We start from the raw sequence: 15136 nt of genomic DNA on the forward strand, positions 1-15136 counted from the left end.
GCGGTGCGGCCGTGGCTATCGCGGCCGGTGCACGGTTCCGTCGGCCAGATCGGCCAGTGCCTGGGCCCAGCCGTCGAGCCGGTCGGCGGCCTCGCGCAGGTCGGCGACGATCCCGTTGAACTGGTAGGCGACCACGGTGTCCTCGGGCACGGCCAGGATGCGCGCCGCCGCGGCGACGAGCTGCTCGTATTCCAGCACGCCGGTCTCCAGGCGAGCGAGCACACCGGTGACGGTGGTCTTCAGTGCGGTCACGGTCTCGGGATTGGCGCGCCCGACGGTGTCGGCGGCCTGTTCCATCGCGACGATGTCGGCGGCCAGCGCGTGCAGGGCGGCCGAGCCCGAGCGGGCCGTCTCGAGCAGGTCGCGCAGTTCGTCCTCGGGCAGGCGCCGGGTGCGGGCGATCTGGGCGCCCAGGCCGTGCAGCGCGCGTTCGGCGCGGATCAGGCGCTGGACCGGACCGCGGGCCACCGAGCGCAGGCCCGGTGACTTCCGGGCGACGAACGCCGCCTGCGGCAGCGGCTGCCCGCGCAGTTGCAGATACCGGCGGGCACTCAGCGCGGTACCGGTGACGAATGCGACGGCGCCGCCGCCGATCACGACGACCGCCCAGGCCGGCGCCGAGACCACGGCCAGCCCGACCGCGCCGACGGTGGTGATGCCCGACGCGGTGCCGAGCTGGAAGCTGCGCCGGCGGGCGCGGCGCCGCCGGCGCAGTTCGCGTTCGCGCGGGTCGGCCCAGCGCCGCACGGCGACCATCGCCTGCTCACCGACCTCCCGCAGGGTGGCGGGCACCCCACCGGGCGCGGCGGGCAGCGCAGGCCCCGTCGACTCGGCGATCTCGGCCCGCTCGCGCCGTGTTCTCCCGCTCATGCCCTCATTCTTCCGTCGCACCGACAAGCTCCGCAGCGCCCAGGTCTACCACCTACCCCTGACAACCCACCGCGGGCCGACCGCACGACCCCGGCGACGACCCGGACGGGTCGGCGATCGCGGTGACCCCGCCGACCGGGCGCCGTGGTCTGGACGACGGCGCCTGCTCGGCGGGACCCGGGGGCCACGACGGTCAGGTCACTGCTGCGCGGTCTGGCCCTTGTTGATCTGCGGTGCCTGGGCGGGCTGCGGCTTGGCCGGGTCGATCGCCTGGGCGTTGTTGCCGGTGGGCAGGGCGTCGCCGCGCATCGAGGCACGGATCTGCTCGAGCTTGCTGTGGCCCGCCATCTGGATGCTGGCCTGCTGGACCTCCATCATGCGGCCCTGCACGGTGTTCTGTGCCAGTTCGGCGGCACCGAGCGCGTTGGCGTAGCGCCGCTCGATCTTGTCGCGCACCGCGTCGAGGCTGGGGGTGGAACCGGGTGCGGACAGGGTGGAGTCCATCTGCTGCAGCGAGGCCGAGACCTGCTCCTGCATCTTGGCCTGCTCGAGCTGGCTGAGCAGCTTGGTGCGCTCGGCCACCTTCTGCTGCAGCATCATCGCGTTCTGCTCGACCGCCTTCTTGGCCTGCGCGGCGGCCTGCAGGGACTGGTCGTGCAGCACCTTGAGGTCTTCCACCGACTGCTCGGCGGTGACCAGCTGCGCGGCGAACGCCTCGGCGGCGTTGGTGTACTGGATCGCCTTCTCGGTGTCGCCCGCGGCGGACGCCTGATCGGCCAGGGTGACGGCCTGACGGGCGTTGGCGTTGAGCTTCTCGACCTCGTCGAGCTGGCGGTTCAGCTTCATCTCCAGCTGGCGCTGGTTACCGATCACCGACGCCGCCTGCTGCGACAGCGCCTGGTGCTGACGCTGCGCCTCCTCGATAGCCTGCTGAATCTGGACCTTCGGATCCGCATGCTCCTCGATCTTGGAGTCGAAGAGGGCCATCATGTACTTCCAGGCCTTCACGAACGGATTAGCCATCGATTGATCCCGCCTCCATCTGTGCGTCGCGTGTGCGACGTGTGGTGCGCGACCGTCACGCACCAGATATGTGCTTATCCTTCACCATGCGGCACCCGGGCCGGTGCGACCGGCCCGATCGACGCCTGATGAGAATCTATCCGTTCTCACCAACTGCGCGCAGCGTCTCGCGCCCCGGGCGCGTGGTTCGCCGCGTCACATTCCCTTCACCAGTACCAGCATCTCGGCCCTCGGCGCCGGGATGACGATCCGGGTGTCCTCGGCGATGCCGATCCGGGCGCCCTGGTCCGCCGACGCGCTCGCCGTGGCGGCGGGCTCCGGCGTGGCGGCGGGCTCGGCGGCGGCGGGCTCGGCCGCGGGTGCCTCGCGCTCGGCGGCGGGGCCGGTCAGCGCGGGCTCGCGCGGCGCCGAACCGTCGGCGCCCGCCATGATGGTGCTCACGTCCCACAGCACCCGCGACAGCGGCACGTCCAGCGCCTCGCAGATGGCGGCGAGCAGTTCACTGGAGGCTTCCTTGCGGCCGCGCTCCACTTCCGACAGATAGCCGAGGCTCACGCGCGCCGAGGTGGACACCTCGCGCAGCGTTCGATGCTGGGCGAGACGTGCACGCCGCAGACTGTCCCCGATTGCCTCCCGCAGCAGCGTCATCTCGTTCTCCTCCACCTCGTGTCACCGCCGCAGCGGTGTTCACCTCTTTCTGGCACAACGTCGAGCATCGGCCGGTGGTTCCCGGCCGCGGCTAGTTCGTCGTCACACAGCGCAGCAACTCCCGCACCGCGCAGTGCGCGGCACCGATCCTGATCGTCCACCGGTCGCCGTGCAGTTTCAACCGGACCACCTCACTGTGCTGTGGACCGGCCAATCCGAGGTATACCGTCCCGACCGGGTGCCCGTCCTGGGAATCGGGTCCGGCGACCCCGGTCAACCCGACACCCCAGTCGGCGCCGCAGCACTGCCGAGCTCCCACGGCCAGCTGTTCGGCGGTCGACGCGGCCACCGGCCCATCGGTCCGCAGGATCTCGTCGTCGACGCAGGCCAGGCGGTTCTTCAGGTCCGTGGCGTAGACGATCAGGCCCCCGCGCAGCACCGTGCTGGCCCCGGGCACACCGGCCACGGTGGCGGCCAGCAGGCCCGCGGTGAGCGATTCGGCGGTGGCGACCGTCTGCCCGGCCGCGTTCAGTGCCCTGACCAGCTCGGCGACCGGCGCGCCGTCGACGAGGGGATCGCTCACGCGGGCGACTCGCCCCGCGAGCGTCCACCGGCCAGCCACAGCCGGGCCGCCTGCCCGACATAGTCCAGGCCGGTGATCACCGTCAGCGCCACGGCCACGTACATCAGCACCATGCCCGCGGTGGCGAAGGCGCCCGACAGCGGCAGCAGCAGCATCGCGATGGCGATCGACTGCACCAGCGTCTTGAGCTTGCCGCCCCGCCCGGCCGGGATGACGCCCCGGCGCACGACCACCAGCCGCAGCAGCGTCACGCCGATCTCACGGCCGCAGATGACCAGGGTGATCCACCAGGGCAGATCGCCCAGGATCGAGAGCCCGATCAGGGCCGAACCGATCAGCGCCTTGTCGGCGATGGGGTCGGCGAGCTTGCCGAAGTCGGTGACCAGACCGTATTTGCGGGCCAGTTGCCCGTCGAAGCGATCGGTGATCGCGGCCAGCCCGAACAGGGCCGCGGCCGCCCAGCGCCAGCGGGTGTCGTGCCCACCCTCGGCGAACAGCGCGAGGACGAACAGCGGGACCAGCGCGATCCGCGCGATGGTCAGCACATTGGCGATGTTGAGCAGGGGAACGTGCGCCTCGGCACGCTCGGGTAGCGCGCCCGGCGGCGCGGCGGCCTCCCACCCACGATCGATCTCTTCCGGTCGCACGCTCATGCCCCACCCTCTCCGGCACTGCGCCGACATCGACCCGGATCGCGCGCGGTTTGCTCACGCCGGGGACACCGCCCCACCCGGTCGTCGAGCCCGGCGCGATGCGGTGAGCGGAACGACAGGATGTGCGGCACATGTTCAGACTATCGGTAACCGGGCCGACTACTGTGCACCCCATGACCTCACGGGGACCACGGAGTGGTTCGACCAGCGACGCGCAATCCGCCGCGCCCACCGCGGCGCACGTTCCCGGCGTGATCGTGCGACGAGCGCGAACCTCCGACGTCCCCGAGATCAAGCGTCTGGTCGACGAGTACGCGGGTCGCATCCTGCTGGAGAAGAACCTGGTCACGCTGTACGAGTCGGTCCAGGAATTCTGGGTGGCCGAGCTGGACGGGCAGGTCGTCGGTTGCGGTGCGCTGCACGTGCTGTGGGCCGATCTGGGCGAGGTGCGCACGGTCGCCGTCGACCCGGTCGTGAAGGGCCGCGGGGTGGGCGGCGCGGTCGTGGACCGGCTGATCACGGTCGCGCGGGAGTTGCAGCTGCAGCGGCTGTTCGTGCTGACCTTCGAGACCGACTTCTTCGGCAGGCACGGTTTCGTCGAGATCGACGGCACGCCGGTCACCGCCGAGGTGTACGCGGAGATGTGCCGGTCCTACGACACCGGCGTCGCCGAATTCCTGGACCTGAGCTACGTCAAGCCGAACACCCTCGGCAACACCCGCATGCTGCTGACGCTCTGAGATTCCGCTCGACCGCGCCCGGCGTCACCGGGCACTCACCAGAAAGTGATACGCCCGTGCCGATTTTTGCCGTCCACTACACCTACACCGACGCCACCGCGGCCGACCGCGCCACGCACCGCCCCGAGCATCGTGGCTGGCTCCACGCCCTGGTCGACGCGGGCACGGTGCTCACCAGCGGCCCCTACCCGGACGGCACCGGCGCGCTGCTGATCTTCCGCGCCGCGGATGCCGCCTCGCTCACCGAACTGCTCGGCGAGGACCCGTTCGCGCTGAAGGGCCTGATCGAGGCCGTGCGCGTGGTGGAGTGGCTGCCGGTGATGGGCGCCTTCGCCGAGTAGCGAAGCCAGGGACACGACACTGCCCGGAACCTCAACGGTTCCGGGCAGTGCGCGGTCAGGCCTTCTCGGCGTTGCGGGTGCGCAGCAGGCTCGCCACCGTCGCCACCACCAGGATGCCGATGATGACGCTCAGCGAGACCGGGGTGGAGATCTCCGGCACGCTCACGTGCTCACCGCCGTTGATGAACGGCAGCGTGTTCTCGTGCAGCGCGTGCAGCACCAGCTTGATGCCGATGAACGCGAGGATGGCCGCCAGGCCGTAGGACAGGTACACCAGGCGGTCGAGCAGGCCGCCGATGAGGAAGTACAGCTGGCGCAGACCCATCAGGGCGAAGGCGTTGGCGGTGAACACCAGGTACGGCTGCTCGGTGAGGCCGTAGATGGCCGGGATCGAGTCCAGCGCGAACAGCAGGTCGGCGAAGCCGATGGCCAGCAGCGCCAGCAGCAGCGGGGTGACCACCCGTTTGCCGTCGATCCGGGTGATGAGCTTGTCACCGTCGTACTGGTCGGTGGTGGGCAGGATCCGCTTGGCCAGCGCGACGATGCGGCTGTCGCGCTGTTGTTCGTGCTCGACCTCGTGCCCGCTCTCGCGCAGCAGGTTGAACGCGGTGTAGATCAGGAACGCGCCGAACAGGTAGAACACCCAGCTGAACGCGCTGATCGCGGCCGCGCCGACGGCGATGAACACACCGCGCATCACCAGCGCCAGCACGATGCCGATCAGCAGCACCTTCTGCTGGTAGATCCGGGGCACCGCGAAGGTGCTCATGATGATCAGGAAGATGAACAGGTTGTCCACCGAGAGGGCTTTCTCGGTGACGAAGCCGGCGTAGTACTCCCCCGCGTACGTGCCGCCCCACTTCCAGGCGACGAACAGGCCGAACAGCAGGGCGAGGCCGATGTAGACCGCCGACCAGAAACCCGATTCCTTGAAGGTGGGTTCGTGCGGCGTGCGGACATGGGCGAAGAAGTCGAAGACGAACAAGCCGAGGATCACCAGTCCGGTGATCACCCACTCGAGCGTGGTCACCTGCATGTGGTGGTCCGATCGATGAAGTTCATGCCGTCCATCATGCCCGAAATGTCCGTTTCAGTCGGCTTTGCGGAACGCTTGCCCGTCATGATTTCACACACACGCCCGCTGACCAGCGCACGGGCCGGTCGGCGCGTCGCGAGGGCAGGCGCGAAAAAAGCCGTTTACCGGCGGGCCCGCGCGCTGCTACCGTCGTCGCATCGCCAGACACCAACCACCGCACCACGAGAGGAGCGAGCCGTGATCGGATCCACCGCGTACAACGAACGTCGTGTCGACATGTTCCGGCACTCCCCGGGTGCCGTGCCGCCGCAGCGCCTTTCGCGCGCGGCCGACGCCTGCTGACCGGCACCGTCCCGGCCTGACCCAGGCACCGTTCCTTTTCCCGTTGCGGCCCGCCGTGGCCACCCCTCCCCCGACTCGTGTCCGCGGCCGGGGCGATCACCCATCCCTTCTCGGCTCACGCAGGTGCCGACGGGCTCTCATAAGGCCCGGACGCGCGGTTCGACTCCGCGGTGAGCCACGGTCCCTCCTCGTTCGTCGCCGACTGCTCCCGGCACGGTCAGAGCAAACCAGCAACGCGCGCCGCCCGGCGCGCGCAGACCTACTCGTCCTCGGCACCGGCGCCGGGGTCGCCGCCCCGGATCGACCACAGCAGCCCGTCCAGCTCGTCGGGCTTGACCAGCACGTCGCGTGCCTTCGAGCCCTCGCTGGGGCCGACGACGCCGCGCGTCTCCATCAGGTCCATCAACCGGCCCGCCTTGGCGAAGCCGACGCGCAGCTTGCGCTGCAGCATCGAGGTGGACCCGAACTGCGAGGTGACCACCAGCTCCACGGCCTGCAGCAGCACGTCCATGTCGTCGCCGATATCGGGATCGACGTCCTTGGCCTCGCCCGCCTTGGCGGCGGTGACGCCCTCCTGGTACTCCGGTTCGGCCTGGGTCTTGCTGAACTCGACGACCGCGTGGATCTCCTCGTCGGAGATGAACGCGCCCTGCAACCGGGTCGGCTTACCGGCGCCCATCGGCAGGAACAGGCCGTCGCCCATGCCGATCAGCTTCTCCGCGCCCGGCTGATCCAGGATGACGCGCGAGTCGGTGAGCGAGGAGGTGGCGAAGGCCAGCCGGGAGGGCACGTTGGTCTTGATCAGACCGGTGACCACGTCGACCGAGGGGCGCTGGGTGGCCAGCACCAGGTGGATGCCCGCGGCGCGCGCCTTCTGGGTGATCCGCACGATCGCGTCCTCGACGTCGCGCGGCGCGGTCATCATCAGGTCGGCGAGCTCGTCGACGATGGCCAGGATGTACGGGTACGGCCGGTACACGCGTTCGCTGCCCAGCGGCGCGGTGATCTGGCCCGACTTGACCTTCTTGTTGAAGTCGTCGATGTGGCGGACCTTGTTGGCCTGCATGTCCTGATAGCGCTGCTCCATCTCCTCCACCAGCCAGGCCAGCGCGGCGGCGGCCTTCTTCGGCTGGGTGATGATGGGCGTGATCAGGTGCGGAATGCCCTCGTACGGGGTGAGTTCCACCATCTTCGGGTCGATCAGGATCATCCTGACCTCGTCGGGGGTGGCCCGGTGCAGCAGCGAGACCAGCATCGAGTTGACGAAACTCGACTTACCGGAACCGGTGGAACCGGCCACCAGCAGGTGCGGCATCTTGGCCAGGTTCGCCGAGACGAACTCGCCCTCGATGTTCTTGCCGAGCCCGATCACCAGCGGATGGTGGTCGTTGCGGGTGTGCGGCGATTTGAGCACGTCGGCCAGGCGGACCAGCTCGCGATCGGAGTTGGGCACCTCGATGCCGACCGCGGACTTGCCCGGGATCGGCGCGAGCAGGCGCACGTTCTCGGTGGCCACCGCGTAGGCCAGATTGCGGTGCAGCGCGGTGATCTTCTCGACCTTCACGCCGGGGCCGAGCTCCACCTCGTAGCGGGTGACGGTCGGGCCGCGCACGAAACCGGTGACCGCGGCGTCGATCTTGAACTGCACCAGCACCTCGGTGATCGCCTCGATCATCGATTCGTTGGCGGCCGAACGCTTCTTGGGCGGGTCGCCGTCGAGCAGCAGGGTCAGCGGCGGCAGTGTGTAGTCGCCGTCCACGACGCGGTCGGTGACGAACTCCGGTTCCGCGGGCGGCGGCGGGGTCTGGTCGACGGCCTTGGCGGGCGGGCGTTTCCGGGCCGGCTTGGGCGCCGGTTCGGGCGCGGGGGGCTGCTCGTCGAACTGCAGCTGCTTGGCCTCGCGCAGCGGCGGTTCGCCCAGCGACTCGGTGAGCGCGTCGGAGCCGGCGAACTCGTCGGGTGGGTAATTGTCGTCCGGGGTGCGGCCACGGCGGCGGGTTCGGCTGCGGTGGACCGGGAATCCGTCCTCGTCGTAGTTCGCCGGATCGTACGGGTCGTCGTCGTGGTGCTCGCCGAGGCCGAAGTACTCGCGCAGCGCCGAGGGGACCTCGCGCACGGTGGTGCCGGTGAGCAGCAGCACGCCGAACATCATGGCCAGCAGCAGGATCGGCAAGGCCAGCCAGGGCGTGAGGCCCTGGCCGAGCGGGCCGCCGATCGCGTAGCCGAGCACGCCCGCCGCCCGCGAGCGCCCGTGTGCGTCGGTGGGCGAACCGGCCGCCAGGTGCCACACGCCGAGCGCGGGCAGCACCACCAGCAGGCCGCCCAGGACCAGGCGCGGCCGGATCTCGGGGTGCGGTTCGGTGCGCATGAGGACCACGGCCAGGCCGATGAACAGCAGCGGCGCGAGCCCACCGGCGGTACCGGCGACGGCGCGCACGATGTCTTCGAGGAACCGGCCGACCGGCCCGCCCGCCGACAGCCACATGGCGGCCGCGATGATCGCGCTCAGCGCGATGAGGGCCAGGCCGATGCCGTCGCGTCGGTGCCCGTGCTCGATCTCGCCGGCACGGCTGAGCGTGCGAGTGGTGGCGCCGACACCGCGGGCCAGCATGGTCCAGCCGCTGCCGACACCGCGTCCGATCACCGCCAATGGCGCCGTGTTCGACGCGCGTTTGACCGGTTTGCGCGCGGGGGTGGCGCGCCCACGCGGCGCCGCCGACGCTCGCGGAGCCGCCGCACGGGAGCGCGCCGGCGGCGTCTGCCCCCGGCTCGTTCCCGCCCGCGCCCGAGAGGTGGTGGTGCTGCGGGACTTACCTGCCATGACCATCAGGCTAGCCGCTCGGGCACCGTCCGGACCATCCGCAACACTGGCCCCACCCCGGTTGCGACGCTGATCTCACCCGGAGTCGCAGGTAGCGGGGCCCCGGTCAGCGCGCGGAAAACTCGCCCGGAACCGCGTTTCGCGGGTGTCGGCTTATCGAAACCTTGGCGAACGCCTGTATTTCGGCCGTTGGACCGCCGCAGCGCTGGCGCGGGCGCCGATCGGCTCGGTACGTTGACTGCGCTCGATCGGGCCGACGGCCCGTGTTTTGTGAAGGGGAACCTACAAGTGAAGAGACTGCTCACCAGCGCTGCCGTGTTCGGTGCCACGACCGCGGCGTTGTTCGCGGGGCACATCGCGCCGGCGAACGCGCAAGCGAGCTACTACGGTGCCATCGCGGCATCGGTCCGGGCGGGGGTCTACGGGTACGCCACCGATTACGGCAGTTACGCCGATGCCGAGGCGGGCGCCATGGCGGCCTGCCGGCGCGGCGGTGGCGGCGGTGGCTGCGATGTGAAGGTGTCCTATCGCAACGGCTGCGGCGCCATCGCGATCTCGCGCGGCTGGTGGAGCTACGGCAACGCCGCGACCATCGGCGGCGCCAAACGTGAAGCACTGAACAGCAATCCGGGCAACGCCTCCATCAAGCACTGGAACTGCACGAGCGGTTACCAGCTGTGAATCTTTCGACCACGACCCGGGGAGTTGTAGTGAACAACCGTCCATTCAAGACCGCCGCCGCCCTCGTCGCGATCGTCGCGGCACTCGGGCTCACCGCCTGCGGTTCCGGCTCCGACACCACCGCGACCGGTGGCCAGAGCACGACCGCCGCGGGCGGAGCGTTCGAATCGGGCAACACCAAGCAGGGCAAGGAGGAGGGTGGCGAGCCCGCGCCCACCACCCCGCCGAATCTGCCCAAGCCCACCGCGGCCGAGCTGAACAGCCGGATCAACAAGGCGCTGGCCGGTCAGCTCACCGGGGACGAGAAGAAGACCTACATCGAGGACGCCGACCAGGACCCGATGCTGGTCGACAAGTTCGTCGACGCCGCGAAGAAGAACAAGGTGACCGTCGCGATCACCACCGTCGGGGAACCCGCCGACGGCAAGCTCAAGGCCGACGCCGACGTCACCATCGACGGCAAGCCGGTCCAGAACGCCTTCGTCGACTTCGTCGCCGAGGACGATTCGTGGAAGGTCTCGCACACCTTCGCCTGCAATATCGTGAAGTCGGCCCAGCTCGACTCCGCGGCCTGCCAGGCCTGAGACGACGAAACCGCCGGGAGACCTTGTCTCCCGGCGGTTCTCGCGTAGCGGATCAGACGCCGATGACCGTGGGCACGATCATCGGGCGACGGCGGTAGGTGTCGGCGACCCAGCGGCCGACCACCCGGCGCACACCCTGGGCGATGCGGTGGGTGTCGGTGATGCCCTCGCCGGCCAGGCGCAGCAGCTCGGCCTCGACCAGCTCGTTCGCGCCGTTGATGGCGTTCGGGTCGTCGGAGAAGCCACGTCCGTTGAGCTCGGTGCTGACCGCCTTGCCGGTGGTCGAGTCGATGACGACGGTGATGGAGATGAAGCCACCCTCACCGAGGACCAGCCGGTCCGACAGGGTCGACTCGCCGACGTCACCGACGGAGAGGCCGTCGACGTAGACGTGCCCGACCGGCACCCGGCCCACGATGGAGGCGATGCCGTCGACCAGGTCGACCACGACGCCGTCCTCGGCCAGCACCACGCGCTCCTCGGGCACGCCCGTGGCCACCGCGAGCGCGGCGTTGGCGCGCAGGTGCCGCCATTCGCCGTGCACCGGCATGGCGTTGGTGGGGCGCACCGCGTTGTACAGGTAGAGCAGCTCGCCGGCCGAGGCGTGGCCGGAGACGTGCACCTTCGCGTTCTGCTGGGTGATGACGGTGGCGCCGAGCCGGGCCAGGCCGTTGACCACGGCGAACACCGAGTTCTCGTTGCCGGGGATCAGCGAGGAGGCCAGCACGATCAGGTCGTCGGCGCGGATGTTGATCTGGCGGTGGTCGCCACGCGCCATCCGGGCCAGCGCCGACAGCGGTTCGCCCTGGGAACCGGTGGAGATCAGCACCAGGCGGTTGCCGGGCAGGTTCGCGGCGGCGTCGAGGTCGACGACCACGTTGTCGGGCACCGTCAGATAGCCCAGATCCTGGGCGATCTGCATGTTGCGCACCATCGAGCGGCCCACGAAGCACACCTTGCGGTTGTACTTCTGCGCCACGTCCACGACCTGCTGGATGCGGTGCACATGGCTGGCGAAGGACGCCACGATGACGCGGTTGCGCGCCTTGCCGATGACATTGTCGAGGACCCCGCCGATCTCGCGTTCGGGGGTGACGAAGCCGGGGACCTCGGCATTGGTGGAGTCGACCAGGAACAGGTCGACGCCCTCGTCGCCGAGGCGCGAGAAGCCGGCCAGGTCGGTGAGACGCCCGTCCAGCGGCAGCTGGTCGAGCTTGATGTCACCGGTGTGCAGGACCACGCCCGCCTCGGTACGGATGGCGACCGCGATGGCGTCCGGGATGGAGTGGTTGACCGCGAAGTACTCGCACTCGAACGGGCCGTGCACGGTGGTCTCGCCCTCGGCGACCTCCATGAGCTTGGGCTGCAGCCGGTGCTCGCGGCACTTGGCGGCGACCAGCGCGAGGGTGAACTTGGCGCCGATCACGGGGATGTCGGGGCGGTTGCGCAGCAGGAACGGCACCGCGCCGATGTGGTCCTCGTGGCCGTGGGTGAGCACGATGGCGACGATGTCGTCCATCCGGTCCTCGATGGGCCGGAAGTCGGGCAGGATCAGGTCGACGCCGGGCTGCTGGTCCTCGGGGAACAGCACGCCGCAGTCGACGATCAGCAGCTTGCCGTTGTACTCGAAGACCGTCATGTTGCGGCCGATTTCGCCGATGCCGCCGAGCGCGAACACGCGCAGGCCGTTCTTCGGCAGCTTCGGCGGGGCGCCGAGCTTGTCCTGGGCCGCCTTCTCCCGCGGTTCGGCGGTGCCGGCCGCGCCACGGCCGCGGCCGCCGCCCTGCCTGCCCCGGCCGCCACCGCGAGACTGCTGCTGCGGGGCCTGCTCGGCGGGCTGCTTGGCCTTGGCGCGCCGCGAGCTCGCCTTCTTCGGCGCGGTGGCCTGCTCCTCGGGGACGCTGATCAGATCGGTGCCGACCTCGGCGGCGCCCACCAGATTCGCCTCGGCGACGATCTCGGCGACCGGCTGGGCCGGTGCCGCGGTGTCGGCGGCCTGCGGGGTCTCGACGGGTGTGGGTTCGGGTGCCCCCGCGGCGCGGGAGGCGGAACGGCGGCGCGGACGGCGCGCGACGGGCTCGCTCATGCCGTCACCCCCACGGCCTGCAGATCGAGGGCCAGCTCGTCGAGCTGGTCCGAGGTGGGCATCAGCTGCGGCAACCGGGGCTCACCCACGTCGACGCCGAGCAACTTGAGCGCTCCCTTGCACATCGCCACACCTCCCAGGCGGGTCATGGCCGCGAACAGCGGCAGCAGTGTCGCGTTGATCTCCCTGGCCCTGGCCACATCGCCGGCGGTGTAGGCCTGGTGGATCTCGCGCAGGCGGTCGGGCACGATGTGGCCGATCACGCTGATGAAGCCGGTGGCGCCCACCGAGAGCCAGGGCAGGTTGAGCCCGTCGTCGCCGGAGTAGAAGTCCAGGCCGGTGGTCGCGATCAGGTCGGCGCCGGAGACCAGGTCGCCCTTGGCGTCCTTGACCGCGACGATATTGGGATGCTCGGCGAGGCGGCGGATCGTGTCGATGGCGATCGGCACGATCGACCGCGGCGGAATGTCGTAGAGCGTCACGGGCAGGGCGGTGGCGTCGGCGACCGCGGTGAAGTGCGCGAGCAGACCCTCCTGCGTCGGGCGGGAGTAGTAGGGGGTCACCACCAGCAGGCCGTGCGCGCCCGCGTTCTCGGCGGCGCGCGCCAGCTCGATCGAATGCGCGGTGTCGTAGGTGCCCGCACCGGCGATGATGGTGGCCCGGTCGCCGACCGCGTCGACGACCGCGCGCAGCAGTTCGGCCTTCTCCTGCTCGGTGGTGGTCGGCGACTCGCCCGTGGTGCCCGAGATCGCCAGCAGATCCACGCCACGGTCCACCAGGCGCGCGGCCAGTGCCACACCGGCATCGACGTCGAGCTTGCCCGCAGCGCTGAAGGGGGTCACCATCGCGACACCTACCGTGCCGGACGCGTGCAGCTCCGTTGGCGTCGATTCACCGTTCGTCATGGTCAGAAAGGCTACCCGGTCGCCGAACCAGCCTCGACACCCTAGCGCCCGATCCGGCTGCCGGTGGGTGTTTTTCACCGTTGTCCCAGGACAGCGGTGACGCCACGGGTTCCTTGCGTGATGTCATTTATGACGCCAGACTGGTGTCATGGATCTGAACGCTCATACCGCGCGGCTGCGCGAGGAACTGATCGCCGCCGCCGCCCTCGGCGACGAGAAAACGCAGGCCACCGCCGCCGCACTGGCCGCGGCGGTGGAGAGTTCGAGCCGGCTGGTGCTGCTCTCGGCGCTGTCGGAACTGGCCGCCGAGATCAGTACCGAGCTGGGTGACCGCACCGTGCACGTGCGCCTGGAGGGCACCGAGGCGGTCGCCGACGTGCGCAAGAACACGGCGACGGGCTCCGACGAGCCGCCGACCTTCGAGGAGATGACCGGCGACATCAGCCGCGTCACCCTGCGGCTGGTCGAGCAGCTCAAGTCCAAGGCCGAGGAGGCGGCGGCGCAGAACGGCCAGTCGCTGAACTCGTGGCTCTCCGGTGCCGTCACCGGCGCGCTGCGCGATCAGATGCGCGGCCCGGGCTCGAAGGGCTGGTGACCGCGCCCGGTCACAGCAGGGGCGCCAGATCACCGCGCTCGCCGATGACCACCTCGTCGAGCTCGAGCCAGTCGGCCATCTCGCGCAGCGCCGTGCGCAGCGCCGCCGCGGTCTCGGCGGTGGCGTGGCCGGGTTCGGCGAAGGCGCCGGGTGCGAGCAGCCTGCCGCTGCCGCGCTCGGCGCGCAGGTCCACCCGGCCGACCAGCTCGCCGTCGAGCAGGAACGGGAAGACGTAGTAGCCGTGCACCCGTTTGGGTTCGGGTGTGTAGATCTCGATGCGGTAGTGGAAGCCGAAGATCCGCTGGGTGCGTGGGCGGAAGAAGATCAACGGGTCGAACGGGCACAGCAGCGCGGCGCCGGTGATCCGGCGCGGGGTGCTCGCCTCCGGGTGCAGGTAGGCGGGCGCGTCCCAGCCGTCGACGTCGACCGGGATCAGCTCACCGGCGTCGACGAGATCGGCGATCGCGGGCGCGCTCTGGCGGCGTTGCAGCCGGTAGTAGTCGCGCAGGTCGGCCTCGGTGCCGATGCCGAGCGCGCGGGCGGACCGGCGCAGCAGTTCGCGCACGGCCTCGTCCTCGGGGACGCGCCGGTCCAGGACGTCGGCGGGCACGACCCGCTCGGTGAGGTCGTAGTGCCGGGTGAAACCGGCGCGGCGCGCGATCGACAGCTCGCCCGCGGCGAAGAGTTGCTCGCACACCAGTTTGGTGTCGCTCAGGTTCCACCAGGTGCCCTTGGCGCGGGGCTTGTCCAGCTCCAGATGCCGTTCGATCTCACCGGCGCTGGCGGCGCCGACCTCGGTGACCACGTCGAGGATGTCCTTGCCCAGGGTCGGATTGCGTTCGGCGGCCTTGCGCATCCCCGCCCAGCGCCCGTCCTGGTACTCGGTCATCCGCCAGCGCAGCAGCGGCCAGTCGGCGACGGGGATCAGCGCGGCCTCGTGCGCCCAGTACTCGACCAGGCCGCGCCGGGCCCGCGGACTGTCGGACCAGGCTGCTCGCTCCAGCAGGGTGCGGTCGTAGGGACCGATCCTGCTGAACACCGGCGCGTAGTGTGCCCGCACCACGGCCGAGACCGAATCCAGTTGCAGCAGGCGGGTTCTGGCGACCACGTCGAGCACCGCCCGGCGGTTCGGCTTGGCCGGTCTGCGCTTACCGAAACCCTGCGCGGCCAGCGCGATCCGCCGGGCCGTCGCCGCATTCATCCGCTGCATCCGCTCAGCCTGGCACAG

16 protein-coding genes are annotated in these 15136 nt (G+C 70.3%); 6 read left to right on the forward strand and 10 right to left on the reverse strand.

Annotated features, from left to right (window positions below; all coding sequences use genetic code 11):
* Positions 1-15: 15 nt before the first annotated feature.
* The 5 genes from pspM to pgsA all read right to left on the reverse strand — a co-directional run bounded on the left by pspM (position 16) and on the right by pgsA (position 3777).
* Positions 16-870 (reverse strand): phage shock envelope stress response protein PspM, encoded by an 855-nt coding sequence (gene pspM, locus EL493_RS25815; protein WP_022566370.1) that lies wholly within the window; start codon positions 868-870, stop codon positions 16-18.
* Between the two features lie 198 nt (positions 871-1068).
* Positions 1069-1893 (reverse strand): PspA/IM30 family protein, encoded by an 825-nt coding sequence (locus EL493_RS25820; RefSeq protein ID WP_022566369.1) that lies wholly within the window; start codon positions 1891-1893, stop codon positions 1069-1071.
* A gap of 195 nt (positions 1894-2088) precedes the next feature.
* Positions 2089-2541: a helix-turn-helix domain-containing protein gene (locus tag EL493_RS25825; RefSeq protein ID WP_030202849.1), complete on the reverse strand. Its 453-nt coding sequence runs from the start codon at positions 2539-2541 to the stop codon at positions 2089-2091.
* Between the two features lie 91 nt (positions 2542-2632).
* Entirely contained in the window at positions 2633-3124 is a 492-nt protein-coding gene (locus tag EL493_RS25830; RefSeq protein WP_019048064.1) for a CinA family protein, read from the reverse strand.
* Positions 3121-3777 carry a CDP-diacylglycerol--glycerol-3-phosphate 3-phosphatidyltransferase gene (pgsA, locus tag EL493_RS25835; RefSeq protein ID WP_019048065.1) on the reverse strand — a complete coding sequence of 219 codons (657 nt, stop codon included), beginning with the start codon at positions 3775-3777 and terminating at the stop codon, positions 3121-3123. The genes EL493_RS25830 and pgsA overlap by 4 nt, the downstream gene beginning before the upstream one ends.
* 173 nt (positions 3778-3950) lie before the next feature.
* Between pgsA and EL493_RS25840 the strand changes: the two genes are divergently transcribed.
* A complete protein-coding gene (locus EL493_RS25840; protein WP_019048066.1) occupies positions 3951-4517 on the forward strand; it encodes an amino-acid N-acetyltransferase in 567 nt (188 codons plus the stop codon).
* Between the two features lie 56 nt (positions 4518-4573).
* Complete coding sequence (locus tag EL493_RS25845; RefSeq protein ID WP_019048067.1) at positions 4574-4858, forward strand: YciI family protein; 285 nt, start codon at positions 4574-4576, stop codon at positions 4856-4858.
* A 55-nt stretch (positions 4859-4913) separates the two neighbouring features.
* Here EL493_RS25845 and EL493_RS25850 read toward each other — a convergent pair whose 3' ends face one another.
* Positions 4914-5894 carry a TerC family protein gene (locus EL493_RS25850; protein ID WP_019048068.1) on the reverse strand — a complete coding sequence of 327 codons (981 nt, stop codon included), beginning with the start codon at positions 5892-5894 and terminating at the stop codon, positions 4914-4916.
* 15 nt (positions 5895-5909) lie between these two features.
* On the opposite strand from EL493_RS25850, the gene EL493_RS25855 reads away from it, so the two are divergent.
* Positions 5910-6236 carry a hypothetical protein gene (locus EL493_RS25855; protein WP_022565635.1) on the forward strand — a complete coding sequence of 109 codons (327 nt, stop codon included), beginning with the start codon at positions 5910-5912 and terminating at the stop codon, positions 6234-6236.
* 259 nt (positions 6237-6495) lie between these two features.
* Here the strand turns inward: EL493_RS25855 and EL493_RS25860 are convergent, their stop codons facing one another.
* Positions 6496-9057, reverse strand: a complete 2562-nt coding sequence (locus EL493_RS25860; RefSeq protein WP_036836336.1) for a DNA translocase FtsK — start codon at positions 9055-9057, stop codon at positions 6496-6498.
* Positions 9058-9291: 234 nt separating this feature from the next.
* Here EL493_RS25860 and EL493_RS32520 point away from each other — a divergent pair, with 234 nt between their 5' ends.
* Together EL493_RS32520 and EL493_RS25870 are read left to right on the forward strand one after the other, a co-directional pair.
* The gene (locus EL493_RS32520) at positions 9292-9738 is read left to right on the forward strand and encodes a DUF4189 domain-containing protein (RefSeq protein ID WP_170211472.1); all 447 of its coding nucleotides are present in this window, start codon (positions 9292-9294) and stop codon (positions 9736-9738) included.
* A 29-nt stretch (positions 9739-9767) separates the two neighbouring features.
* Positions 9768-10322 (forward strand): hypothetical protein, encoded by a 555-nt coding sequence (locus EL493_RS25870; RefSeq protein WP_019048071.1) that lies wholly within the window; start codon positions 9768-9770, stop codon positions 10320-10322.
* A gap of 52 nt (positions 10323-10374) precedes the next feature.
* Here EL493_RS25870 and EL493_RS25875 read toward each other — a convergent pair whose 3' ends face one another.
* Both EL493_RS25875 and dapA read right to left on the reverse strand, forming a co-directional pair.
* Positions 10375-12408: a ribonuclease J gene (locus tag EL493_RS25875; protein WP_019048072.1), complete on the reverse strand. Its 2034-nt coding sequence runs from the start codon at positions 12406-12408 to the stop codon at positions 10375-10377.
* Complete coding sequence (gene dapA / locus EL493_RS25880; RefSeq protein WP_019048073.1) at positions 12405-13313, reverse strand: 4-hydroxy-tetrahydrodipicolinate synthase; 909 nt, start codon at positions 13311-13313, stop codon at positions 12405-12407. The genes EL493_RS25875 and dapA overlap by 4 nt, the downstream gene beginning before the upstream one ends.
* Before the next feature lie 148 nt (positions 13314-13461).
* On the opposite strand from dapA, the gene EL493_RS25885 reads away from it, so the two are divergent.
* Complete coding sequence (locus EL493_RS25885) at positions 13462-13908, forward strand: toxin-antitoxin system HicB family antitoxin (protein WP_019048074.1); 447 nt, start codon at positions 13462-13464, stop codon at positions 13906-13908.
* A 10-nt stretch (positions 13909-13918) separates the two neighbouring features.
* Here EL493_RS25885 and EL493_RS25890 read toward each other — a convergent pair whose 3' ends face one another.
* Positions 13919-15118: a winged helix-turn-helix domain-containing protein gene (locus EL493_RS25890; RefSeq protein ID WP_019048075.1), complete on the reverse strand. Its 1200-nt coding sequence runs from the start codon at positions 15116-15118 to the stop codon at positions 13919-13921.
* Positions 15119-15136: the final 18 nt, after the last annotated feature.

Origin of the sequence: Nocardia asteroides, from assembly GCF_900637185.1 — a bacterium.
Classification (GTDB): Bacteria; Actinomycetota; Actinomycetes; order Mycobacteriales; family Mycobacteriaceae; genus Nocardia; species Nocardia asteroides.